Genomic DNA, 21,228 nt, shown 5'->3' with positions numbered 1-21,228 from the left:
TAATGATGGCCACCGCGCCCACGCAGTCGCTTCCGCTTTTCTACAAGGACCTCGCTCCGCTTTCGAGCCAGGAACATGCCGATTTCCGCGTCCGCCGCAGCGATCGCGCGCCGTTCGTCGTTGGCCAGCACGCCATCCCGGTGACCGTCGAGGAGTTTCCGCTGGTCCAGCGGCACATGCCGATCGTCTTTTCGGCGGGCGACAATTCGGTGCCGCTGGCGCTGATGGGCCTGAACGACGGCGTCAATGTCTTCTTCGACGATGAAGGCACGCTGACCGAAAAGCAGCTCTATATCCCGGCCTATATCCGCCGCTATCCGTTCATGCTCGCCCGGCTGCGTCCGGACAGCGAGGAACTGTCGCTCTGCTTCGATCCCAGCACGGACACGATCGGTGCGTTCGAGGATGGCGAAAAGCTGTTCGACGAAGGTCAGCCGAGCGAGGTGACCAAGTCGGTGCTGTCGTTCAACGAACAGTTCGAACAGGCGGGTCAGCGTACCGGCCAGTTCATGAAGGAACTGAACGAACTCGGCATCCTGATGGACGGCGAAGTTTCGATTCAGCCCGACGGCGCGCCGCAGCCCTTCATCTATCGCGGTTTCCGGATGGTCGACGAAAGCAAGCTCAACGAACTGCGCGGCGATCAGCTTCGCAAGATCGTGCAGAACGGCATGCTCCCGCTGATCTATGCGCATCTCTTCTCGCTGACGCTGATGCGTGAAATCTTCGGCCGCCAGGTGTCGCTCGGCAAATCGCCGCAGCCGACGATGCAGCAGCCCGCAAACTGAAGGAACGGCAATGGCGACCACCGATAGTGACCGTTACGACCGGGTAGCGATTTCGTTTCACTGGGTGATCGCCGTGCTGGTGATCGTCAATGTGATCATCGGGTTGTTCCACGAATCATTGTTCGACCCGCGCCAGGTCATGCCCATTCACAAATCGGTGGGCATGACCGTCCTGATCCTCAGCATCGGCAGGTTGTTCTGGCGGCTGGGGCATCGTGGTCCGGCGCTGCCGCCCGAACTTCCGTCATGGGAGAAGATGGCGGCAAAATCGATGCACGTGCTGCTCTATGCCCTGATCGTGCTGCTGCCGCTTACTGGCTGGGCGATGTCGTCCAATCCGGAGCGGCCGCGCCCGATCAGCTGGTTCGGCCTGTTCGATTTCCCGATTCTGCCGACCGGCAAGGCGATTGCCGGGTTCTCGCACGAAGCGCATGAAATCCTCGGGCTGTTGATGGCGGCGCTGGTCGTCATCCACATCGCAGCGGCGCTGCGGCACCATTTCATCCTGCGCGACCGGGTGCTGACGCGCATGCTCCGCTAAGCAAGCTGAACAAATATTCATCTTGCAGAACAAATATTTGCGCGTGCACTTGAACGTCTTGAAGCGCTCTGCACACTGACCTATATTGCTTGGGTACGGGCTCGTGTTCCCCCTTTCGCGAGTACGTGCGGCACGCCTCCGGGCGTGTCTCCTCCCTGAACCTTGGCCACCTCGCGCAGCTTGCGCGAGGTGGTTTTTTATTCGGCGGCCAGCGCGCGGGGCGCGATTTCGTCGCCGATCGCATCGATCATCGCGCGCAACATGGCGCTGATACGGGACGCTCCCGGTCCGGGCTGGTCGAGCTGACCGTCCAGATACAGCGTGCGATCGATTTCGATCTGGATGGCATGAACGCCGCGTCGCGGATCGCCATGGCGGTTCAGGATATGCCCGCCCGGATAGGGGCTGTTGACGGCACTGGCGATATCATGGGCGCGCGCGACGCCCTCCAGCCGCGACACCATGCGCGACCCGGCCGATTTGCCGAAACGGTCCCCGAAAACGAGTCTCGGCGCTTCGGCGACCGGGCCCAGCGGCGGCATCGAATGCACGTCGATCAGTACCGCCACTCCGAAACGGTTCCGCGCCGCCTCCAGCGCCTGTGACAATGCCTGGTGATAGGGGCGGTGGTCCGATGCGATCCGCGCGCGCACTTCCTCGTCCGACAGCCGCCGCCGCCAGATATCGCTGTTGGATGCCCGGCGCGGCACCAGCCCCAATCCGCTGCGCAGCTTCGCCGATAGCGGGCGGCCGATGCCGCGCGCGCCATCGTCGAGTCGCGGGTCGCGTTCGTCCTCTGCACGGTTAAGGTCGATCCACGCACGCGCGCGCCGCGCGACGATCAGCGTTTCGTCACGCCGGGCAGCCAGCGCGATCGAATCGACATGGCGGTCCTCAAGCGCGCGCAGCGATTCGAGCGGCACCCGGATCGCCGTGCGCAGTGCGAGCGGATAGTCGCGCCCCGCATGCGGCACCGACAGCAGGATGGGGCTGTCCGGCTCGGCGGGGCCATATCGTTCGAAGGACGCAGGTTCGTTCACCATGGGATGCGTATAACCGGGACAGGCGACGGACAAGCATCGCCGTACATGGCTGGAAAATGTTAAGCCCTTCCCGCATATTGTACCGGGGATTTCGGCTTCGGGGTGAGGATGATCAAGATATTGCTGGCAGAGGATGATCGCGTGATGCGCGAATATCTGACCCGCGCGCTCGAGCGGTCGGGATATGCCGTCTCGGCCGTCGATCGCGGTACGGCCGCGCTGCCGCTCCTCGAACAGGAGCGATTCGACCTGCTGCTCAGCGATATCGTCATGCCCGAAATGGACGGGATCGAACTCGCCCAGCGCGCCGCCGATCTGGCACCGGACATGCGGGTGATGTTCATCACCGGCTTCGCGGCGGTAACGCTGAAGGCGGGGAAACAGGTGCCGCAGGCGCGCGTGCTTTCCAAGCCGTTTCACCTGCGCGATCTGGTGCTCGAAGTCGACCGGATGTTTGAAGCCGAGAGCGTGCCCAGCAGGAACTGAATTTTTGCCGTCGCTTTCGCTTGCACCGGCGCAAAGCACTCGTTAAAGCGCGCGGCTCTCGGGGGCGTGTAGCTCAGTGGTAGAGCACTGTGTTGACATCGCAGGGGTCGCAAGTTCAATCCTTGCCACGCCCACCATTTCAAAAGGCCCGCCGTTCCGGATCGGATCGGCGGGCCTTTTTTGATTCAGACGCCGACGCAATTCAGCTGGGCGCAACGGGCCCGTCGGACAGCGGCCGGCTGCCGCGCCGCGCCAGATCGGCGAGCAGCGTTTCGATCGCCCAGCGTGCCGCGACGGCGATGTCGTCGCCCTTCATGTCCCACTGGTCGCGCATTTCGCGCCAGGCAAAGCCGCTGCCGATCAACTGGATCGCCGCGATCGCCCATCGCCGGTCCGGTTCGGGAAGATAGGCAGTGGCTTCGGACAGCATGCCGCGAAACGCCGCGATGCGATCGGGCTTCATCAGGTTGCGCGCGGCGCGGCCCTCCGCGCTTGCCATCATCACGGTCATCGCCGCTTCATGCTGGTCGAATTTGCGAAAGCGTTCGGCCATGCCGTCGAGCAGCGCGTCGAGCGTGGTCGGCATGCCGCCCGGCGGGCTCATCCTGCGCCAGATGGCGGCGCGCAGTGCGTCCTGATCGGGAAAATAGCGATAGACGGTTCGGCGCGACACGCCCGCGCGTTCGGCGACGGCGTCGTGATTGATCACGGCGGCTTCGGCGGTCAGCGCCAGCAGCGCATCTTCGATCCGTTCGCCGGTAGCCTTGTTGTGGGAGGTGCGCTGCGGTTTCGCAGGGTCTTCAAGCAGGAATTTACGCGTCATGCGCGGTCAGGTGGCAGGCGGCACAATTTGTGTCAAATCCCGTTGACACAAATTGTGTCATGCGTATTGTTACAGCAACACACATTGATTCGGAAAGACCCTGCCATGTTGTTCCACCTGTCGATCGATGCCGATGATCCGCAGCACGTTGCCGAAGTGATCGCCGAACTCTGGGGCGGCACCGCCACGCCCTTTCCGCCGGTGATCGCGGGCAGCTGGGTCGCTTTTGCCGGCGATGATCGAAACACCACGGTGGAAGTCTATCCGCGTGGTACCGAACTGGTCGCCGCAGAGGGCGATGCCGATGCCTTTGGCGAGATCGGTGCCAATGGCCGGAAATCGTCGACGCATTTCGCGATGGCGACCGACATGAACGTCGGGCAAGTGCTCGCAATCGCCGCGCGCGAAGGCTGGCCGGTCAAATATTGCAAGCGCGGCGGTGCGTTCGGTGTGCTCGAACTCTGGCTTGAGGGCACGCGTATGGTCGAAATCCTGACCCCGGAAATGCAGGCCGAATATCGCGCCACGATGACCGTCGCAGGCTGGCAGGCGATGCTCGCCGCGATGGCGGGACAGGCGCTCGCGCAATAGCTGCGCCGGCATAGTCGCTGCAATAATTTCTTGACCGAAGGAAGAATTCCCGCCCCATTCCCTGCGGACGAATCAGGTTCCGGGGGGAATTGGGGCATGCGGAATTCTATATTGGGCGCGCTTGGCGCGCTCGCGCTTCTTGGTGCCGGTGTGACGCCGGTTGCGGCGCAGGAAACGGCGTCGGTCGAATCGGGCGGTATCGCCCCGGAACTGCTCGAAATCGAAAAGAGCCTGCATCCGCAGACCGGCGACATCACGATTCCCGCCGCGCATGCCGTGCTGCATCTGGGCGAGGATTATTATTATCTCTCCGCCGATGAAGCGAAGAAGGTGCTGGTCGATGTCTGGGACAATCCGCCCTCTGCGGTGTCGAACGTGCTCGGCATGGTGTTCGAAAAGGACGCGACGATCTTCGACAATGTCTGGGGCGCGGTGATCAGCTATGACGCTACCGGCCACATCTCCGACGCCAATGCCGAACATGAAGATTATGCCAAGGTCCTTGCCGAGATGCAGAAGGGCGATGCCGCCGACAATGCCGCGCGGCGCGAGGCAGGCTATCCGACCATGAACCTGATCGGCTGGGCGCAGCCGCCTTCCTATGACAAGGCCCGCCATGCGCTGATCTGGGCAAAGGAATTTGCGCTATCGGATCAGCAGGTGAACAGCCTCAACTATGACGTTCGCCTGCTCGGGCGCACCGGCACGCTCAGCCTCAACATGGTATCGACCATGGATGCGCTTGCCGATGTCGGCAGCGCCGCCGCCATGTTCGGGCGTGCGGCCGAATTCGAATCCGGCTGGCGCTATGGCGATTTCGTCGCGGGCAGCGACAAGGACGCCGGCTATGGACTGTCGGGGCTGGTCGCGGGCGGCGCGGCCGTCGCCGTGGCGCAGAAAATGGGCATTTTCGCGCTGCTGCTCAAATTCGGCAAGATCATCATCATCGGCCTGATCGCCTTTGGCGGCGCCGCTTTCGCCTTCGTCCGCAACCTGTTCGGCCGCAAGGAAGAAGAGTATTGATCGCTTCGCTGCGCAGGCGGTCTGAACGATCCGGCGGCGGAAAGCCTCACTTTCCGCCGTTCTCCGGCGCGTCCTTCACCATATGCGTGCCGTCCACGCCGACGACGGGCTGAACCTGCGGATAGGGCATGATCATCTTGCCGTCGGGGTCGGCGGTAAAGGTGGTCTGGGTCGGATAGGCGATTTCGATACCCTCGGCGTTGAACTTGCTCAGGATCGCGATGCCGATCGCCGTGCGACGGGCATAGAATTGCGCATAATCGGGGCCCTGGCTGTCGAACAACAGCTCGAAATCGAGGCTTGAAGCACCGAAACCGGTAAAGCCGCAGCGGACGAAATCGCATTCATTGGCTTCGACGATCTCCTTTAGAATCTCGGGGATCTTCGTGCAGACTTCGGGCGCCGTCTGATAGGTGACGCCGATCGCCAGCGCGCCGCGCCGGTGCGTGCGCAGCGTGTTGTTGGTGATTTCCTTGTCGAGCAGGTTGCGGTTCGAAATGATCAGCTCCTCGCCGGTAAAGGCGCGGATGCGTGTCGATTTCAGGCCGATCGCGTCGATCGTGCCGCTGGTCGTGTCATAGGATACGCTGTCGCCGCGCCGGAACGGCTTGTCGAAAATGATCGAAAGCGCCGCGAACAGGTCGGCGAAAATCCCCTGCGCGGCCAGGCCGATGGCGATGCCGCCGACGCCCAGACCCGCGACCAGGCCGGTGACATTGACCCCCAGGTTGGACAGCACGACGATCAGTGCGATCGAAAACAGCGCCACCGTCACCAGCACGCGAATCAGGCCGATTGCGTTGGACAGCGTCTCGCCGTGATAATTATCCGCCTCGGTGCGCTTTTCGATAAAGCCGAGGATGATTTCGCGCGCCCAGACCGCGCCCTGAAACACTGCCGCGATCGTGAACAGGAACTTCACGGTCTGTTCGAGCAGCGGCGGCGCCGATGCATATCCGATCACCAGTTTGGCGGCGACCATGATGATGAAGAAATTGCCCGTGCGCGCAACCGCGCGGCCGATGATCGATCCCCAGCCGGTGATGCCCGGCGTCTTCTTGCACAGCTTCATGCCCCATGCGCGCACGGCATGGAGCAGTATGACGATAACTACCGCAGCGGCGAATGCGATCACCACGTCCAGCCAGTGGCCGCGCAGCCATGCCACGCTGCTCACCGCCAGTTCCTGGGCGTTGGCGTTCAGTTGATCGGGCGAGAAACGTGTGGCTGCGGCTTCGGCCGCCTGATTGTTGCTCATCAAATCCTGCGTCAGGCTGCTTGGGGAAGGGAAGGGGCGGCTTGCGCCCCATTGAGGAACGCGATCAGACCGCGTTCGTGCCGGCTGAGATAGCGGGTCGTGCGGGGCAGATGCAAATTACCGAACGCACCCGCCTGTGCCGCCTTGCTTTTGGTCACTTCGATCAGTGCGGGATGGACATAGGATTTGCGCGCGATCGCCGGCGTGTTGCCCAGCGCGGCCGTCACCGGCTCGAGCATTTCCTTGAGCGTGATCGGTGCCGCGGCATCGGCCAGCGCACGAAACGCAATCGCGCTGGCACCCCAGGTCCGGAAATGCTTGGCCGTGAAATCCTCGCCCATCGCGTCGTGGATATAGGCGTTGACGTCGGTCGACGTGACCGGATGCGCTATGCCCTCTTCGTCCAGCCAGCCGAACAGATGCTGGCCGGGCAGATCCTGACACCGTTTGGCGAAATTGGTGAGTGTCGCGTCGGTGATGCTCACTGTCCGCATCTTGCCCGATTTGGCCCGGAATTCTAGCTGGAGCCGTCGCCCCGTCACGTCCGCATGATGTTTGCGCAGCGTGGTGGCGCCATAGCTGTCATTCGCGCGCACATAGCCTTCATTGCCGACGCGCAGCTTGCCCAGATCGAGCAGGCGGACGACGGCGGCGATGGCCTTGCTGCGGCAATGGCTGCGTTTGCGCAGATCGGCGGCAACCTGCGCGCGCAGACGCGGCAACGCCTCGCCGAACGCAACGCAGCGGTCATATTTCGCTTCCTCGCGCGCGGCGCGATAATCGGGGTGATAGCGATATTGCTTGCGCCCCTTCGCATCATGGCCGGTCGCCTGAATATGGCCGCGCGGATCGCAGCAGAACCAGCAGTCGCGATAGGCGGGGGGCAGGCCGATGGCGTTCAGCCGCTCGATCTCGTCGCGGTCGGTAACGCGTTTGCCGCGCGCATCCCAATAGCCCCATCCTTGGCGCATTTTGCGCCGGGCATATCCGGGATGCTGATCGTCGACATAGACGAGATGGGCGGGCGACATGGATCTCTCTTTATGGTGTCGTGCCCAATGCGCGATCCGCCGCTTCGTTCCGGAACCTGCGCGCCGTCTCATGCTTTGTTGGGGCATATCCCAAACAAAACAAGGAGCTATTCCGCCATGGCCGATCTGTCCCACACCCGCGTCCTGATCGTCGCGACCGACGGGTTCGAACAGTCCGAACTCTTCGAACCGCGCCAGGCGCTGCTCGATGCCGGCGTCCAGGTCACGCTCGCCTCGCTCAAGACCGATCCCATTCAGGGGATGCAGCATGACAAGAAGGGCGATACGATCACCCCCGACACCACGATCGACGCCGTCGATACCGGCAGCTTCGATGCGCTGGTCCTGCCCGGCGGAGTGATGAACCCCGATACGCTGCGGATGCAGGATCGCGCGGTGGAAATCGTCCGCGAATTCGCGCGCGATGGAAAGACGATCGCCGCGATCTGTCACGGCCCCTGGCTGCTCGTCGAAGCCGATGTGGTAAAGGGAAAGACCGTGACCAGCTGGCCGTCGGTCCGCACCGACCTGCGCAATGCAGGGGGCGATGTGGTCGATCGCGAAGTCGCGGTCGACGGCAATCTGATCACCAGCCGCAACCCGGACGATATTCCGGCTTTCAACAAGGCAGTGATCGACGCGCTTCAGCAAGTGGCAGTCGAACCCGCCGAGTGACGCGTCAGCGCAGCGCCGCGTCCTTTGCCGCCGGGCGATCCCGGCGGCGGGGGGCGAAGGCGTTGATCCGGCGTTGCGCGGGCAGTTCGACCCAGCGGTAGAGAAAGGCGCTGCTCGCCACCACCAGCGCCAGATACAGCGCGATCAGCCCCGGCGGCACGGCGGAAACGTCGCTGACAAAGGCGAGCTTGAACGCGTACCACAGCAGGAAATGGCCGAGATAGATGGCGTAGCTGATCTCGCCCAGCCAATGGAGCACGCCAAGCTCCAGCGGATTGCCGCGCAAGCCCGATGTAAGCGCGAGCGCGAGCAGCGCCGCGGCAAAGGCCAACGGCACTGCCAGCGCTTCGGGAAGGCCCGCCGCCCAGCCGATACAGCAAAGCGCCGCCACCATCCCCGCGCCGACAGCCGGGATGCCCGGCCGATCGCGCCAGCGCAGCCACAGCGCACAGGTCGCATTGCCCATCGCGAATTCGATCAGGCAGCGGACAAGTCCGAACCGGGGAATATCCTGCCCCAATGTCGTCGCTCCGCCGAATGTCAGGATCGATGCGAGCACCAGCGCCAGTGCGACCATGGCCGCGACCACTGCCCAGCTCGGCACGCGGCGCCAGTCGATCGCCATCGCGAACAGCGGAAACGCCAGATAGGCGCCCATTTCCGCCGAAATCGACCAGGACGGGTCGTTCCAGGTCAGCGCGTCGGTAAATCCCCAATTCTGAATCAACAGGATATGCAGCGGCAGTTCGGCGAACGGAAATTCGCGCGCATCATGCCGTCCCGTCGCCGCGAGCAGCAACGCAAGCGCGACGCCGCATCCCAGCACGAACAGGTGCAGCGGCCAGATCCGCGCGATCCGGCGCTTCAGAAATCGGGGGATCGCCGCCAGCCCGCCTTCACGCAATCGCGGGGCATAGCTCAGCCAGATGACGAACCCCGACAGCAGAAAGAAGAAATCGACCGCCAGATACCCCTTGGCGAACAGGTCCAGCGCTGCTTCGGGCAGGCCGGCGATCGACAGGCGGATGTGATAGAACACGACCAGAATCGCCGCGATGCCGCGCACCGACGTCAGTGCGCGAAGCTCGGACTGGCTGCTCATGCGGTCGCCGGCTCCGGCGGCGGGCCGTGCTTGCGCCGGATCGGCCGCCACGAACTCTCGGCGCGTTTGCGCGCGCAATAGGTGTCGAGCCCGATCTGCGCCCCGATCAGCATGAACATGAACGGCTGGAACGCGATGCCGACGAAACAGGCGCCGAGCAGATAGACGATATGCCCGTGCTGAAGCGCGGTGGCGAGCGGCGATACCCACGCCCATTGCTCGTCCGAATGGCGATATCGCCGCCGCAGCACTTCCATGCGGAACAGCCCGCCGATCTGCAGGATCAGCCACATCAGCAGCCCCGGATAGCCCTGTTCGCCCAGCATTTCGAAATAGGCGCTGTGATAGGCGCGGCCCTGATCGATCGCGACTTTCACGTCCAGCTTGGCGTTGTTCGACATGCCTTCGGCCGACACGATGTCGTACCGGATCCGGTTCTGGCGATAGGCTTCGAACCCGCCGCCCAGCGGGTGATCCTTCGCATATTCGATCGTCCACTTCCACACCGCCAGCCGGGTCGATGCGGACTCATCCTGTTTGTACGACTGGATCGTCTCCATCCGCTGGGTAAACGCCGAAGGGAGAAAGGGCAGGGCGACAACGCCCAGCATCGCCGCACCGCCGATATAGAGGAGCGGGTTCTTCGCATCGCGCAGCATCAGCACGCCGAGCAGCGCGATGCACAGCAGCCCGGTTCGCGTCGACGTGCCGACCGGGATCAACAGACAGGCAAAGCACAGGCAATAGCAGAATAGCCGCACCAGCCGATCGGGCTTGAAGATCGTGCCGAATTTCGAAAACCACAGCACCAGCGGGATGATCGCGATGGCGACGGTCGAGATGGTCGAACCTTCGTACAGGCCCGAATTATTGTCGACCATCAGATTGAGTTCGCCATAGCCGCCGCCGCCCAGCGCCGTCTTGATGCCGCCGGTGATGATGATCGACGATGCCGACAATATCATGAACAGCAGCAGCGCCTCGATCCGCAGCTTGGTGCGCAGCGTCAGCGGCAGGAAGATCGCAAAGGCCAGCGCCTTCCACACCCATTCCCATTTGTCCTGCGCCTCGATCGGAAAATCCGCATAATGTGTGGTGTAGGCGCAATAGACCAGCAGCAGCAGCATCAGCCCCTGTCGCGGCGCGATCCGCATGTTGCGCTTGTCGTCGATCGCCAGCCAGCCGAGCACCGACAATCCGACCGCGATCATCGAAATCGGCACGCTGTTGAGCAGCAGATAGGTCAGCCGTTGCGGCGAAACCACGTCGATATAGACATAGGTCAGCACGAACAGGAAAGGCTTGCGAAACCCCAGCGCGAAAAACGCGCCGAGGAACGCAATGAAGACAAGATCACGCACGTTCGCGCCCCTTTCGCAGGAGCTTGCGGCGTTTTTCCGCGGCGATCTTGACGCCGTCCTTTCCGTCATCCTCCACGTCGAGGTCGGGGCGTTTGAGCAGCAGGAACGCCGCCAGCAGCATCAGACCATGCGATATGGCGAGCGATAAATTGTCGATCATCGTTGCGGTGTCCGCCCGGCGCGTGGTTGCTGCTTCGCCTGCGGGTTTAGGCGCACGCGGTTGACGTGCCGTTAAGGGCTGTCGTGGCAGATCCCCATCCATGCGGATTCTGCACATTCTCGATCACGGATTGCCCCTGCACAGCGGCTATGCCTTTCGCACCCGCGCGATTCTGAAGGCGCAGCGCGCGCGCGGCTGGGATGTGGCGGCGGTAACCGGGCCCCGACAGGGGCCGGTGAATGTGGCCGAGGAAATGGTCGATGGCCTGCGTTTTTTCCGCACGACCGAGCGGCCGGGCGCATTTCCGCCGCGCGAACTGGGCGAAATCGCCACTTTTTCGCGCCGGATCGAACAGGTCGCGCGCCATTATCAGCCCGATATTCTCCACGCCCATTCGCCGGTGCTCGACGCGCTGTCGGCGCGCCGCGCGGCACGCCGGCTGGGCCTGCCGCTGCTTTATGAAATCCGCGCGTTCTGGGAAGATGCGGCGGTCGGCAACGGCACCGGTCGCGAAGGATCGCTGCGCTATCGCGGCACGCGCCTGCTCGAAAGCTGGGCGGTGCGCCGCGCCGATGCGGTCGCGGTCATTTGCGACGGGCTCCGCGACGATCTGATCGCGCGCGGCATCGATCCGCAAAAGATCATGGTGTCGCCCAATGGCGTCGATATGGCGCTGTTCGGCACGCCCGCGCCCTATGACCGCGCGCTGGCCGGAAAGCTGGGCCTGGCCGACGCGGAAACGATCGGCTTCATCGGCAGCTTCTATGATTATGAAGGGCTCGACGTGCTGATCGACGCGATGCCCGATCTGGTCCGCCGCCGCCCGAAGCTCCAACTCGTCCTTGTCGGCGGCGGCCCCGCCGAAGCGGCGCTGCGGGCCCAGGCAGAGGCTTCGCCCGTCGCCGGGCATATCCGCTTCGTCGGGCGCGTGCCGCATGACGAAGTCGAACATTATTACAGCGTGATCGACGTCCTGGTATATCCGCGCAAGCGCATGCGGCTCACCGATCTGGTCACGCCGCTCAAACCGCTTGAGGCAATGGCGCAGAACCGGCTGGTCGCCGCCTCCGACGTCGGCGGCCATCGCGAACTGATTCGCGACGGCGACACCGGAACATTGTTCGCGGCGGACAATCCTTCGGCGCTCGCCATGTCGGTTTCGGGACTGTTCGAAGCGCGCGAGGGCTGGGATGCGCGGCGCGCACGTGCCCGCGCCTATGTCGAAACCGAACGAAACTGGGCGACGAACGTTGCCCGGTATGATTCTGTTTACCAAATTCTTGCTAAAGGGGAGGCGATGGGAACCAACTGGTCGCAAACTTCCCCTGTAAAGACATGAACCTGCCAATCGCCCCCCTGTCCGCCGCCATATTGGGACTTGCCGCCGCCGCAGGCGTCGCGCTTGTGCCGGCGCCGATGCTGGGCGAATTGGTGATGGAAAGCGGGCTGCCCGCGCTGATTGCTGCGGCCGAACCGCCGCTGGGGCTTACCGCGCGGCTGCTCCTGGCGATCGGTATCGGCGGCCTCGTCGCTGTCTTTGCCTGGTTCGCTGCATTTCTGCTGGTCGGTACGCGCTCGATTGCGATCGGCGCCGCCAAACCCGACGATGCGGAAGTCGAGGAGCGCCCCGTCGTGCGTCGCGCCGACGCGCATCCCGATGCGCCGCCGCGCCCGCCGCTGCGCGCCAATCGCGATCTCGGCACGCCATTCCTCGAAGTCACGGCAAAGCTGCGCAAGGGGTCCGAGGAACCGGTCGCGGAAGCGATTGCCGAACCGGTCGTCGATGACGAACTCGAACCGCTGCCGCCGCTCGACACACTCGATCTGACGGTGGCCGCGCCGGACGCGCCGGTGCCCCCTGCGCCTGCCGAAGCGCCGCTGCCGCAAAATCTCGATCAGCCGATGGCACGGTTCGATCCCGGGGCGATTCGCGAAGCGCCGATCGCGCCGCCATCGCCCATATTGCCGTTGCGCCGTCCCGCGCGTCCGGCAGTGTTCGAACCGAGCGAACGCTTCGAAACCTTCGAACTCACGCCGCATGTCCGCGCTGCCGCGCCGCCGCCTTCGGTGCCTGCGCCCGCGCCGCCCGAACATGCGATCACCGATCCGGAAACCGACGCGTCGATCCACGCGCTGCTCGAACGTCTCGAAAAGGGCGTGGCGAAGCGCGGCCTGGCCAGCGCCAATGACAGCGCCGCGCCGGGCGATCCCGAACATGGGCTTCAGGAAGCGCTGATTACGCTGCGCAACCTCGCGCGCCGCGCCTGACCTAGAACGCTCGATCCTCCACCGTCAGCGCCTCGATCGTTGCGGTAACCCCATCCTGCGAACGCCGGCACGTCGCGACCAGCGCGTCGGCGACCAGATGCCCGCGCAATGCGAACTCCGCCTCGGGAAGCGCCGCCAGCCACGTGTCGAGCGCGGGGGAAGGGGGCGCGGACAGGACGATATTATGCCGCGCGCCGGTAAAGGTTGCGCTGGCCCAGCGGGTCCAGTCGCTTTCGACGATCGTCACCGGGCATCCGGCATTGCGCGCCTGTGCCGCCAGCGCGCGCTCCAGCATCGTCGCCACATCGGGGCCCCGGCTCATCGTGCGTCTCCCCCATGCGCGGCGATAAAGGCTTCGATTCGCGCCACCATCGGTGCCCGCGGTTCCCGCCCGTTCCGCAAGTCGCGCACCAGTCGCGGGTCGCGTACCGCCAGCCGCCCGAACTTGGTCTCCGGCATGTCGGTAACCCGCAGATATCGCTCTACTTTGCGCAGCACGGTCATGCGCCATATCCTCCCGAGTCGCTGAATGATGTTCTTTTTCTGTTCTCTCAAATCCTACTTGTCTAGGAAAAATCCTATCGCTATGCTTCGATGATGGATGAAGCGGCTCAGCGCGCGGCGATCGCGGCCCTGATGGCGGAACATGGCGAAAGCCATGCGTCGATCTCGCGCCTGCTCGGGCGCAACCCGGCCTATTTTCAGCAATATATGCGACGCGGGTCGCCGCGTTTGCTGCCCGAACGCGACCGGGCGTTGCTGGCGCGCTATTTCGGCGTGGGGGAAGATCGGCTGGGCGGTCCGCCGCCTTCGGGCATGGCGGCGGTGCCCCGGCTCGATATCGATGCTGCGGCGGGCGCAGGCGGATTATCGGAGGATGAAGTGCGCCAGCGCCCGGCCTCGCTCGATCCCGCGCTGCTCCGGCGGCTGGGCGTCCGCGCTGCCGCCGCGTCGATGATTCGCGTGCTCGGCGATTCGATGGAACCGCGGCTTGCCGATGGGGATGAGATACTGGTCGATCGCGACCGGCGAACGCCGTCCTCGCGGACCGCTTTGTTCGTGCTGCGCAGCGACGGCGTGCTCAATGTCAAATCGCTGCGTGCGATCGGGCGCGATATCGAAATTGCCAGCGCCAACCCCGCCTATCCGCCGCCGCGGATCGTGCCGGGCGAATCGGTCGAGGTGGTGGGGCGCGTCGTCTGGCTCTCGCGCGCGATGCTTTAGGGGGTGTGGAGGCGGGACCAACCGACCCACGCGTCGTTCAACCGCGCTGGCGTCGCCGGTCCACGACCCAGATGGTCAGCGCAATCGCGATGCCGATCGCCGCTCCGATCATCAGGCCCATTGACGGTTCACCCGACAGAAAACCGGCAATGGCGCCGACGATCACGCAAACCGCCAGCGGAAATCCGCCGGAGATCGAATTGGGCGTTCCGGAATCGTTGCTCATTGCGCTCCTCTGCCATGCCGCGTCGGATAAAGCCAGCTTGGACGCATGGCCTGAACGGTCGGGAAGGGGCGGTTAACCTTTGTCCTCCACCGCTTTTTCGCGTTTGCCCGCTAGGGCTTTGCCGGCGCGGCAAACGCGCGAGTAACGGCTTTGTTGGAGTATCGCATGGATCAGATGCCATGGCTCAATGATCGCGGGGCGGTTTCGGACGCCTTCGATCTGATCCGGCAATATGGTGACGATGCGGGGTTCGAGGCTGCGTCGCGGGCGGATCGCAGCCGCGACATCGGTAACCACATCCATTTCTGCCACTGGCGCCAGATCGAGCGGCTGGTGGTGCTGATGTCGGTCGGCCGGGCCGTCGGCACCATCCACTAGGTCGTCATTGCTCCCTGGTGCATGCGGGCGCTTGATCACGCCCGGCCTTTCCCGGTAGCAGCCCCCTGATATCGCATGTCCGCGCTGGTTGGCGCGGACACAAAATCCTCTTTGGGGGTTCAGGCTGTCATGACCTGTTCCGAGGCCGAATGACGCTACCGCAAATTCTTTCGGTCACCGTTCTTACCGCGATGATGGGCCTCTTCATCTGGGGCCGGTTCCGCTATGACGTCGTGGCCGTAATGGCGCTGCTTGCCGGCGTCGCGACGGGCGTGGTTTCGCCCAAGGCCGCCTTTACCGGCTTTTCCGACGATATCGTCATCATTGTCGGCTCCGCGCTGGTGCTGTCGGGCGCGGTACAGCGCTCGGGCATGATCGACCGGATGATGCTGTTCCTGCAAAAACGCGTGAAGCGGGTCGAAACCCAGTTGCTGGTGCTCACCGCCAGCGTCGGTTTTGCTTCGGCGCTGGTCAAGAATATCGGCGCGCTGGCGATGATGATTCCGGTTGCATTCCAGATGTCGAAACGGTCGAACATCGCGCCCTCGGCCTTTCTGATGCCGATGTCGTTCGCCTCGTTGCTCGGCGGGCTGATGACGCTGATCGGCACTTCGCCCAACATCATCGTGTCGCGCGTGCGTGAGGAAATGACCGGCGAACCCTTCCGGATGTTCGACTATCTTCCCGTCGGCCTTGGCCTCACGCTGATCGGGCTCGTCTTCCTGCCGCTCGGCTATCGCCTGCTGCCGCGCGACCGGCGGGCCGCTCCGACGCTGGGCGAGGCGCTGGATATCCAGGATTATGTCACCGAAGTGCGGATTTCGCCGCGTTCGCCTGCGGTCGATGAAACCGTCTCCGAATTCATCACGCGGCACGAACATGAAGTCACGATCACCAATCTGATCCGCGAGGGCAATCGCAGCGCGCCGTTCCCCGACACGGTGCTGCGGGTCGAGGATATCCTGATCCTCGGCGGCTCGCCCGACAGCCTCGAACGCGTCATCGCGGGCGACCGGCTTGAGCTGGAGGGGCGCGAGACGATCAGCGACAATGGTTCGGACATCGGCGTGATCGAAGCGGTGGTGGGCACCGATTCGCCGCTGGTGCACCGTACCGCCAGCCGGATGCAGCTGCGCGAGCGGTTCGGCGTCAACCTGATCGCCGTGTCGCGTCAGGGCGAACGGCTGGTCCGGCGGCTGGGCAACATCATGTTGTCGGCGGGCGACGTCATCGTGCTTCAGGGCCCGCTGGACCTGCTTCCCGAACGGCTCCGCGATCTCGGCTGCCTGCCGCTCGCCGAACGTTCGCTCAAATTGGGCAGCAATGCCCGCCGCACCGTGCTTCCGCTGCTGATCCTCGGCGCGGCGATGATCGCCACTGCGCTCGGGCTGATCCCGGTGGCGGTCGCCTTTTTCGCGGCGGCGGGGCTGGTCGTCATTACCGGTGCGTTGCCGGTGCGCGAGGCCTATTCGCATGTCGAATGGCCGATCCTGATCATGCTCGGCGCGCTGATCCCGGTGTCGGACAGCCTGCGTACCACCGGCGCCAGCGATCTGATCGGCGAGCATCTGTCGGTCTTCGCGTCGACGCTTCCGCCCTGGGGCGCGGTGATGCTGATCATGGGCGCGGCGATGGCTGTGACGCCGTTCCTCAACAATGCCGCCACCGTGCTGGTGATGGCGCCGATCGCCGCAACCTTTGCGACGGGCCTGGGCTACCGGCCCGAACCGTTCCTGATGGCGACGGCGGTGGGCGCGGGCTGCGATTTCCTGACCCCTATCGGGCATCAGTGCAACACGCTGGTGATGGGGCCGGGCGGATATAAATTCGGCGACTATGCGCGATTGGGCGCGCCATTGTCGGTGCTGGTGCTGCTCTGCGGCACCCCGCTGATCATGTGGTTCTGGCCGGCGGTCTGACTGCCGGCAGAAGCTGAGCCGCAGCCACCCCGGGCGCGGCACGAACGAGGCGGCGATCTGCCGCCCCGTTCGTCCGTGGCGTGTCAGGCGTCCTGGCGTGTCAGGCGAGCGCGCCGACCATCGCCTTGACTTCCATGAACTCGGCAAGGCCGTATTTGCCGTGTTCGCGGCCATTGCCCGATTGCTTGTATCCGCCAAAGGGCAGCTTGGGATCGGGCTGGCCGCCATTCACATAGACCATGCCCGCGCGCAGTCGCGGCGCGACGCGCTTGGTCGATTCCGGGCTGCCCCACACCACCGCCGACAATCCGTAATTGGTGTCGTTGGCGATCGCGATCGCGTCTTCCTCGTCCGAATAGCCGATCAGTGTGACGACCGGGCCGAACACCTCTTCGCGCGCGATCGTCATGTCGTTGGTGACATGCGAAAACAGCGTCGGCTTGACGTAAAATCCGGTATCCACGCCGTCGGGACGCCCCGGACCGCCGGTTTCCAGCTTCGCGCCTTCTTCCATGCCCTTCTTGATCAGGCCCTGGATCTTGTCGAACTGCGCCTTGTTGACGACCGGGCCGATATGGCGGCCTTCCTCCATCGGGTCGCCGGTCTGGGTGCGCTTCATCACTTCGGTGGCGATGCCAACCGCTTCGTCCATGCGATCCTTGGGCACCAGCAGCCGCGTGGGGGCGATACAGCTCTGGCCCGAATTGACCAGCACGCTGCCCAGCGTCCCCTTCACCGCGCGCTCCAGATCGCCGTCGGCCAGCACGACCGAAGGCGATTTGCCGCCCAGTTCCTGATGGACGCGCTTGACGGTATTGGCGGCATTCTGGGCCACGGCGATGCCCGCGCGAGTCGATCCGGTGAAGCTCACCATATCGACGCCCGGATGCCCTGACAGCGCTTCGCCCACGGTCTGACCATCGCCCTGCACCAGGTTGAACACGCCCGCCGGCAGACCCGCGGCATCGATCGCCTCGGCCAGGATCGCGGCGCAGCCCGGCGCCTCTTCCGAAGGCTTGAGCACCATCGTGCATCCCGCTGCCATGGCGGGCGCGACCTTTGATATGATCTGGTTGAGCGGCCAGTTCCACGGCGTGATCATTGCGACGACGCCGATCGGCTCATGCACGACCAGGCTGTTGTCGATCTGCTCTTCGATCGGAAAGGCGCGGATCGCCTCGATCGCGGCTTGCCAGTGGCGCTTGCGCGATTCGACCTGCGCGGGCTTGGCGACGGAAATCGGGCATCCCATTTCCAGCGCGATCGCTTCGGCCATCGCATCGACGCGCTTTTCATATTCGGTGACGATCTTCTCGATCGCCGCGACGCGTTCGTCGATGCTGGTGCGCGACCAGCTTTCAAATGCCTTGCGCGCGGCGGCGACGGCCTTGTCGACATCGGCCTTGCTGCCCAGCGTGATTTCGGTGACCGCTTCCTCGGTCGCCGGATTGATCACTTCGTGGCGGGTGCCGCCTTCGCTCTCCACCCATTTCCCGTCGATATATTGCTTCAGATAGCTGCGCATCGGCTCCGAAATCCCATTTGCTTTTGCTGTTTCTCGATGGGTTGTGATCTGGCGTGTCCGGTGGCGACTTGCAACCTTTCCCCCGCAACCACAGATGGCGATGCGAAGGAGACGACCATGGCATATCGCGTGTGCATCGAACGGACCGGCGGTCCCGAAGTCATCCAATGGGTCGAAACGGACGTCCCGTCTCCGGGGCCGGGCGAGGTTCGCATTCGCACCAGCGCCGCCGGGCTCAATTTCATCGACACCTATCACCGCAGCGGCCTCTATCCGGTCGATCTGCCCAGCGGGCTTGGCCTGGAAGGGGTGGGTGTGGTCGAGCAAGTGGGAGAGGGCGTCACCAGCCTTGCCGTCGGCGATCGCGTCGTGACCTATGGCGCTGGCCTCGGCTCCTATGCGACCGAGCGCAACGTCCGCGCCGAACATCTGTTCAAACTGCCCGACGCGGTGAGCGATGAAATCGCCGCCGCTGCGTTCCTTAAGGGCTGTACCGCCGAATTCCTGATCGAACGCTGCGCAAAGGTGCAGCCGGGAATGACCGTGCTCGTCCATGCGGCGGCGGGCGGCGTCGGTTCGCTTGCGGTGCAATGGCTGCACCATATCGGCGCGATTGTGATCGGCACCGCCGGGACGCCCGAAAAGGCCGCCCGCGCCCGCGATCACGGCGCCGATCATGTGATTGAATATAAGCGTGAGGATATTGCCGAACGCGTGCGTGAGATCACCGATGGCAAGGGCGTTCCGGTAATCCTCGACGGCGTCGGTGCCTCGACCTGGCAAGCCTCGCTCGCCAGCGCGTCGCCCCGAGGGCTGATCGTCAGCTATGGCAATGCCAGCGGCCCGGTGGAGGGCGTCGAACTGGCGTCGCTCAACCAGCATGGGTCGCTGTTCGTCACCCGCCCCAAGCTGTTCGATTATTATGCCACGCCGCAGGAGCGCGAAGCGGGGGCGGGGCGGCTGTTCGACTTGCTCGCGCGCGGCATACTCAAACCCGAAATCGGCCAGCGTTTCGCGTTGCAGGACGCCGCCGATGCCCATCGCGCGATCGAAGCCGGCGAGACTCAGGGCGCGACGCTCCTGCTTCCCTGATCCGCCAGCAGTGCCCGATCAGCGCGCGTAGCGCCGGATATGCGCGCGCTCCAGTCGTGCGTCGGCAATCGAATAATAGAGGATCGCGCTGTCGCCATGCGCGATCACCGACGCGGCAAAGGCGATGTCGGCCATGCTGCGCTCTGGCTGGGGCGGCGGCACGATCAGCGGTTCGACGCAGCGATCGACCACGCGGGTATATTCGCGGTCGAACGCGATCCAGCCGATCCGCCAGCGCGCATCGCGCGTCGCGCCGTTATAGAACATCACCGGATGTTCCTTGTCGGTGGTCAGCATCGGCCCGGTCGAAAGATGCCAGCTGTCCCAGCGCCCCTCGCGCGGATCGAACGGATGCGGATGTTCGTGCCACGGGCCGCATGCGCCATCGCCCAGCGCCAGCCCGATCCGCGAGGCATCGGCATGGGCATATTCATAGAAGAGCCACCATTTTCCGCCGCTGGTGCGGTCGATCGTCGCTTCCTTGGTATTGCCCTCGGTCTTGCTCGACGCGAGCGCGACGCCCGATTTCGTCAGGTGGCGCATATCGGGCCCCTGCGCCAGCATCAACCGCCCGGTCGCGCCATTGGCGTCGACGCCGGTGTAATAGACCAGCACGCGGTCGCCATCGGCGACATAGGTCGGGTCCTCGCACCCGCCAATGTCGTTCGCATCGGGGCCGGGCGCGATCGCGGGGCTATCGTCGAGCGTGAAATGCACGCCGTCCTCGCTGGTCCCGTACCAGATGCTGCCGGTATCGACGCGCCCGGCGCCGGGGGGCGGCACGACCCGCACCAGCATCGCATGGCCGCCGCCTTCCAGCCGCCAGACATAGGGGCTCATCCACGCCGATCCGGTCAGCGCATCCGGCGCGGCGATGGTGACCGGTTCGATCTTTTCGACTGTGAAATCCAGTTGCATGGCGATCAGGCTCCCTGACCCAGGACGAGCGACAACCCGCCGTCGATTGTCACCGTCGACCCGGTGATGTAGCGCGCGGCGGGCGAGGCGAGGAAGGCGACCGTCTGGGCGACTTCCTCCGCCTGTCCGGCGCGCCCGACGGGCACATTGGCCTCCAGCGATGCGCGATATTTGGCATCCTGCACCGCATGCGCATTCATCGGCGTCAGGATCATGCCCGGCGCGACGCAATTCACCGTGATGTCGTGCCGCGCTTCTTCCAGCGCCATCGTTTCGGTCAGCGAACGCACCGCTGCTTTCGCTGCGCAATAATCCGCGCCGCCGGGGCGGACATCGACTGCATGGATCGACGAGATATTGACGATGCTGCCGCCTTCGCCCGCGGCATGGCGATCACGGACGAACCGGCGCGAGGTGAGGAACACTCCGTTCATGTCGGTCGCGAACATCCGGTGCCACTGGCTCAGTTCCATTTCCGCCACTGCCACGCCGGCCATGTTGATGCCCGCCGAATTGACCAGACAATCGATCGGCCCCAGCGCGGCGAGCGCAGCGTCGAACGCGGCGTGCACGGCGGCTTCGTCGCTGACATCGGCCTGAATACAGGCGGCGTTGCGCCCCGCCGCGCGGACCATCTCCGCCGTGGCCTCCGCAGCCGCCTGATCGCGAAAATAGAGGATCGCGATATCGCGTCCGCCCTGCGCCAGCGCCGCCGCACTGGCACGTCCGATTCCCGATTCGGCGCCGGTAACCAGCGCCACGGCCTGTTTTGTCGTGCTCACGCTGGCATAACCCG

25 protein-coding genes and 1 tRNA gene are annotated in these 21,228 nt (G+C 64.4%); 13 read left to right on the top strand and 13 right to left on the bottom strand.

Annotated features, from left to right (window positions below):
* Positions 1-5: 5 nt before the first annotated feature.
* Both DKB74_RS08035 and DKB74_RS08030 read left to right on the top strand, forming a co-directional pair.
* Positions 6-788: a SapC family protein gene (locus tag DKB74_RS08035; RefSeq protein WP_109807711.1), complete on the top strand. Its 783-nt coding sequence runs from the start codon at positions 6-8 to the stop codon at positions 786-788.
* A gap of 10 nt (positions 789-798) precedes the next feature.
* The gene (locus tag DKB74_RS08030; RefSeq protein ID WP_109807583.1) at positions 799-1,329 is read left to right on the top strand and encodes a cytochrome b; all 531 of its coding nucleotides are present in this window, start codon (positions 799-801) and stop codon (positions 1,327-1,329) included.
* 197 nt (positions 1,330-1,526) lie between these two features.
* On the opposite strand, the gene DKB74_RS08025 is transcribed toward DKB74_RS08030, so the two are convergent.
* Complete coding sequence (locus DKB74_RS08025; protein ID WP_109807582.1) at positions 1,527-2,372, bottom strand: N-formylglutamate amidohydrolase; 846 nt, start codon at positions 2,370-2,372, stop codon at positions 1,527-1,529.
* 108 nt (positions 2,373-2,480) lie between these two features.
* Here DKB74_RS08025 and cpdR point away from each other — a divergent pair, with 108 nt between their 5' ends.
* Complete coding sequence (gene cpdR / locus DKB74_RS08020) at positions 2,481-2,858, top strand: cell cycle two-component system response regulator CpdR (protein ID WP_109807581.1); 378 nt, start codon at positions 2,481-2,483, stop codon at positions 2,856-2,858.
* A gap of 62 nt (positions 2,859-2,920) precedes the next feature.
* Positions 2,921-2,995 (top strand) — tRNA-Val (locus tag DKB74_RS08015).
* Between the two features lie 65 nt (positions 2,996-3,060).
* Here the strand turns inward: DKB74_RS08015 and DKB74_RS08010 are convergent.
* The gene (locus DKB74_RS08010) at positions 3,061-3,681 is read right to left on the bottom strand and encodes a TetR/AcrR family transcriptional regulator (RefSeq protein ID WP_109807580.1); all 621 of its coding nucleotides are present in this window, start codon (positions 3,679-3,681) and stop codon (positions 3,061-3,063) included.
* An 84-nt stretch (positions 3,682-3,765) separates the two neighbouring features.
* Between DKB74_RS08010 and DKB74_RS08005 the strand changes: the two genes are divergently transcribed.
* Positions 3,766-4,272 carry a hypothetical protein gene (locus DKB74_RS08005; protein ID WP_239987424.1) on the top strand — a complete coding sequence of 169 codons (507 nt, stop codon included), beginning with the start codon at positions 3,766-3,768 and terminating at the stop codon, positions 4,270-4,272.
* Positions 4,273-4,368: 96 nt separating this feature from the next.
* Positions 4,369-5,295 carry a DUF2167 domain-containing protein gene (locus DKB74_RS08000; protein WP_109807578.1) on the top strand — a complete coding sequence of 309 codons (927 nt, stop codon included), beginning with the start codon at positions 4,369-4,371 and terminating at the stop codon, positions 5,293-5,295.
* Positions 5,296-5,341: 46 nt separating this feature from the next.
* On the opposite strand, the gene DKB74_RS07995 is transcribed toward DKB74_RS08000, so the two are convergent.
* Both DKB74_RS07995 and DKB74_RS07990 read right to left on the bottom strand, forming a co-directional pair.
* The gene (locus tag DKB74_RS07995) at positions 5,342-6,553 is read right to left on the bottom strand and encodes a mechanosensitive ion channel family protein (RefSeq protein ID WP_109807577.1); all 1,212 of its coding nucleotides are present in this window, start codon (positions 6,551-6,553) and stop codon (positions 5,342-5,344) included.
* Between the two features lie 11 nt (positions 6,554-6,564).
* Positions 6,565-7,584, bottom strand: coding sequence for a DNA topoisomerase IB (locus tag DKB74_RS07990; protein WP_109807576.1), 1,020 nt, complete (start codon positions 7,582-7,584; stop codon positions 6,565-6,567).
* Positions 7,585-7,701: 117 nt separating this feature from the next.
* Here DKB74_RS07990 and DKB74_RS07985 point away from each other — a divergent pair, with 117 nt between their 5' ends.
* Positions 7,702-8,259, top strand: coding sequence for a type 1 glutamine amidotransferase domain-containing protein (locus DKB74_RS07985; RefSeq protein ID WP_109807575.1), 558 nt, complete (start codon positions 7,702-7,704; stop codon positions 8,257-8,259).
* A 4-nt stretch (positions 8,260-8,263) separates the two neighbouring features.
* Here DKB74_RS07985 and DKB74_RS07980 read toward each other — a convergent pair whose 3' ends face one another.
* From DKB74_RS07980 to DKB74_RS18820, 3 genes are read right to left on the bottom strand one after another with little or no spacing between them, the layout of a single operon-like run.
* Complete coding sequence (locus tag DKB74_RS07980; RefSeq protein WP_109807710.1) at positions 8,264-9,361, bottom strand: acyltransferase family protein; 1,098 nt, start codon at positions 9,359-9,361, stop codon at positions 8,264-8,266.
* Positions 9,358-10,722 (bottom strand): putative O-glycosylation ligase, exosortase A system-associated, encoded by a 1,365-nt coding sequence (locus DKB74_RS07975; protein ID WP_109807574.1) that lies wholly within the window; start codon positions 10,720-10,722, stop codon positions 9,358-9,360. The genes DKB74_RS07980 and DKB74_RS07975 overlap by 4 nt, the downstream gene beginning before the upstream one ends.
* The gene (locus tag DKB74_RS18820; protein WP_145960927.1) at positions 10,715-10,984 is read right to left on the bottom strand and encodes a hypothetical protein; all 270 of its coding nucleotides are present in this window, start codon (positions 10,982-10,984) and stop codon (positions 10,715-10,717) included. Before DKB74_RS18820 ends, DKB74_RS07975 begins: the two co-directional genes overlap by 8 nt.
* Here DKB74_RS18820 and DKB74_RS07970 point away from each other — a divergent pair.
* Positions 10,983-12,221 (top strand): TIGR04063 family PEP-CTERM/XrtA system glycosyltransferase, encoded by a 1,239-nt coding sequence (locus tag DKB74_RS07970; protein ID WP_109807573.1) that lies wholly within the window; start codon positions 10,983-10,985, stop codon positions 12,219-12,221. The genes DKB74_RS18820 and DKB74_RS07970 overlap by 2 nt on opposite strands.
* The gene (locus DKB74_RS07965; RefSeq protein ID WP_109807572.1) at positions 12,218-13,150 is read left to right on the top strand and encodes a hypothetical protein; all 933 of its coding nucleotides are present in this window, start codon (positions 12,218-12,220) and stop codon (positions 13,148-13,150) included. The genes DKB74_RS07970 and DKB74_RS07965 overlap by 4 nt, the downstream gene beginning before the upstream one ends.
* A 1-nt stretch (position 13,151) precedes the next feature.
* On the opposite strand, the gene DKB74_RS07960 is transcribed toward DKB74_RS07965, so the two are convergent.
* Positions 13,152-13,472, bottom strand: coding sequence for a hypothetical protein (locus DKB74_RS07960; protein WP_164497932.1), 321 nt, complete (start codon positions 13,470-13,472; stop codon positions 13,152-13,154).
* The gene (locus DKB74_RS07955; RefSeq protein ID WP_109807708.1) at positions 13,469-13,654 is read right to left on the bottom strand and encodes a hypothetical protein; all 186 of its coding nucleotides are present in this window, start codon (positions 13,652-13,654) and stop codon (positions 13,469-13,471) included. Before DKB74_RS07955 ends, DKB74_RS07960 begins: the two co-directional genes overlap by 4 nt.
* A 90-nt stretch (positions 13,655-13,744) precedes the next feature.
* Between DKB74_RS07955 and DKB74_RS07950 the strand changes: the two genes are divergently transcribed.
* Positions 13,745-14,374 (top strand): S24 family peptidase, encoded by a 630-nt coding sequence (locus tag DKB74_RS07950; RefSeq protein WP_338062886.1) that lies wholly within the window; start codon positions 13,745-13,747, stop codon positions 14,372-14,374.
* Positions 14,375-14,411: 37 nt separating this feature from the next.
* On the opposite strand, the gene DKB74_RS07945 is transcribed toward DKB74_RS07950, so the two are convergent.
* Positions 14,412-14,600, bottom strand: coding sequence for a hypothetical protein (locus DKB74_RS07945; RefSeq protein WP_109807571.1), 189 nt, complete (start codon positions 14,598-14,600; stop codon positions 14,412-14,414).
* Positions 14,601-14,774: 174 nt separating this feature from the next.
* Between DKB74_RS07945 and DKB74_RS07940 the strand changes: the two genes are divergently transcribed.
* Complete coding sequence (locus tag DKB74_RS07940) at positions 14,775-14,978, top strand: hypothetical protein (protein WP_109807706.1); 204 nt, start codon at positions 14,775-14,777, stop codon at positions 14,976-14,978.
* Positions 14,979-15,127: 149 nt separating this feature from the next.
* Positions 15,128-16,897 carry an SLC13 family permease gene (locus DKB74_RS07935; RefSeq protein WP_109807570.1) on the top strand — a complete coding sequence of 590 codons (1,770 nt, stop codon included), beginning with the start codon at positions 15,128-15,130 and terminating at the stop codon, positions 16,895-16,897.
* Positions 16,898-16,997: 100 nt separating this feature from the next.
* On the opposite strand, the gene DKB74_RS07930 is transcribed toward DKB74_RS07935, so the two are convergent.
* A complete protein-coding gene (locus DKB74_RS07930; protein ID WP_109807569.1) occupies positions 16,998-18,422 on the bottom strand; it encodes an aldehyde dehydrogenase family protein in 1,425 nt (474 codons plus the stop codon).
* A 117-nt stretch (positions 18,423-18,539) separates the two neighbouring features.
* On the opposite strand from DKB74_RS07930, the gene DKB74_RS07925 reads away from it, so the two are divergent.
* Complete coding sequence (locus tag DKB74_RS07925) at positions 18,540-19,514, top strand: quinone oxidoreductase family protein (protein WP_109807568.1); 975 nt, start codon at positions 18,540-18,542, stop codon at positions 19,512-19,514.
* An 18-nt stretch (positions 19,515-19,532) separates the two neighbouring features.
* On the opposite strand, the gene DKB74_RS07920 is transcribed toward DKB74_RS07925, so the two are convergent.
* The gene (locus tag DKB74_RS07920; RefSeq protein WP_109807567.1) at positions 19,533-20,432 is read right to left on the bottom strand and encodes a glycoside hydrolase family 130 protein; all 900 of its coding nucleotides are present in this window, start codon (positions 20,430-20,432) and stop codon (positions 19,533-19,535) included.
* A 5-nt stretch (positions 20,433-20,437) separates the two neighbouring features.
* The gene (locus DKB74_RS07915; protein WP_239987423.1) at positions 20,438-21,214 is read right to left on the bottom strand and encodes an SDR family NAD(P)-dependent oxidoreductase; all 777 of its coding nucleotides are present in this window, start codon (positions 21,212-21,214) and stop codon (positions 20,438-20,440) included.
* Positions 21,215-21,228: the final 14 nt, after the last annotated feature.

Origin of the sequence: Stakelama portus, from assembly GCF_003171655.1 — a bacterium.
In the GTDB taxonomy this organism is placed as follows: domain Bacteria; phylum Pseudomonadota; class Alphaproteobacteria; order Sphingomonadales; family Sphingomonadaceae; genus Sphingomonas; species Sphingomonas portus.
The sequence above is the reverse complement of the archived record's forward strand: the minus strand, read 5'-3'. Positions and strand labels throughout refer to the sequence as shown.

What these genes read in the sequence shown, in the direction of transcription:
- DKB74_RS08035 (WP_109807711.1), top strand. Translation starts at nt 6, where the DNA reads ATGGCCACCGCGCCCACGCAGTCGCTTCCGCTTTTCTACAAGGACCTC.
- DKB74_RS08030 (WP_109807583.1), top strand. Translation starts at nt 799, where the DNA reads ATGGCGACCACCGATAGTGACCGTTACGACCGGGTAGCGATTTCGTTT.
- DKB74_RS08025 (WP_109807582.1), bottom strand. Translation starts at nt 2,372, where the DNA reads ATGGTGAACGAACCTGCGTCCTTCGAACGATATGGCCCCGCCGAGCCG.
- cpdR (WP_109807581.1), top strand. Translation starts at nt 2,481, where the DNA reads ATGATCAAGATATTGCTGGCAGAGGATGATCGCGTGATGCGCGAATAT.
- DKB74_RS08010 (WP_109807580.1), bottom strand. Translation starts at nt 3,681, where the DNA reads ATGACGCGTAAATTCCTGCTTGAAGACCCTGCGAAACCGCAGCGCACC.
- DKB74_RS08000 (WP_109807578.1), top strand. Translation starts at nt 4,369, where the DNA reads ATGCGGAATTCTATATTGGGCGCGCTTGGCGCGCTCGCGCTTCTTGGT.
- DKB74_RS07995 (WP_109807577.1), bottom strand. Translation starts at nt 6,553, where the DNA reads ATGAGCAACAATCAGGCGGCCGAAGCCGCAGCCACACGTTTCTCGCCC.
- DKB74_RS07990 (WP_109807576.1), bottom strand. Translation starts at nt 7,584, where the DNA reads ATGTCGCCCGCCCATCTCGTCTATGTCGACGATCAGCATCCCGGATAT.
- DKB74_RS07985 (WP_109807575.1), top strand. Translation starts at nt 7,702, where the DNA reads ATGGCCGATCTGTCCCACACCCGCGTCCTGATCGTCGCGACCGACGGG.
- DKB74_RS07980 (WP_109807710.1), bottom strand. Translation starts at nt 9,361, where the DNA reads ATGAGCAGCCAGTCCGAGCTTCGCGCACTGACGTCGGTGCGCGGCATC.
- DKB74_RS07970 (WP_109807573.1), top strand. Translation starts at nt 10,983, where the DNA reads ATGCGGATTCTGCACATTCTCGATCACGGATTGCCCCTGCACAGCGGC.
- DKB74_RS18820 (WP_145960927.1), bottom strand. Translation starts at nt 10,984, where the DNA reads ATGGATGGGGATCTGCCACGACAGCCCTTAACGGCACGTCAACCGCGT.
- DKB74_RS07965 (WP_109807572.1), top strand. Translation starts at nt 12,218, where the DNA reads ATGAACCTGCCAATCGCCCCCCTGTCCGCCGCCATATTGGGACTTGCC.
- DKB74_RS07960 (WP_164497932.1), bottom strand. Translation starts at nt 13,472, where the DNA reads ATGAGCCGGGGCCCCGATGTGGCGACGATGCTGGAGCGCGCGCTGGCG.
- DKB74_RS07955 (WP_109807708.1), bottom strand. Translation starts at nt 13,654, where the DNA reads ATGACCGTGCTGCGCAAAGTAGAGCGATATCTGCGGGTTACCGACATG.
- DKB74_RS07950 (WP_338062886.1), top strand. Translation starts at nt 13,745, where the DNA reads ATGATGGATGAAGCGGCTCAGCGCGCGGCGATCGCGGCCCTGATGGCG.
- DKB74_RS07945 (WP_109807571.1), bottom strand. Translation starts at nt 14,600, where the DNA reads ATGAGCAACGATTCCGGAACGCCCAATTCGATCTCCGGCGGATTTCCG.
- DKB74_RS07940 (WP_109807706.1), top strand. Translation starts at nt 14,775, where the DNA reads ATGCCATGGCTCAATGATCGCGGGGCGGTTTCGGACGCCTTCGATCTG.
- DKB74_RS07935 (WP_109807570.1), top strand. Translation starts at nt 15,128, where the DNA reads ATGACGCTACCGCAAATTCTTTCGGTCACCGTTCTTACCGCGATGATG.
- DKB74_RS07930 (WP_109807569.1), bottom strand. Translation starts at nt 18,422, where the DNA reads ATGCGCAGCTATCTGAAGCAATATATCGACGGGAAATGGGTGGAGAGC.
- DKB74_RS07925 (WP_109807568.1), top strand. Translation starts at nt 18,540, where the DNA reads ATGGCATATCGCGTGTGCATCGAACGGACCGGCGGTCCCGAAGTCATC.
- DKB74_RS07920 (WP_109807567.1), bottom strand. Translation starts at nt 20,432, where the DNA reads ATGCAACTGGATTTCACAGTCGAAAAGATCGAACCGGTCACCATCGCC.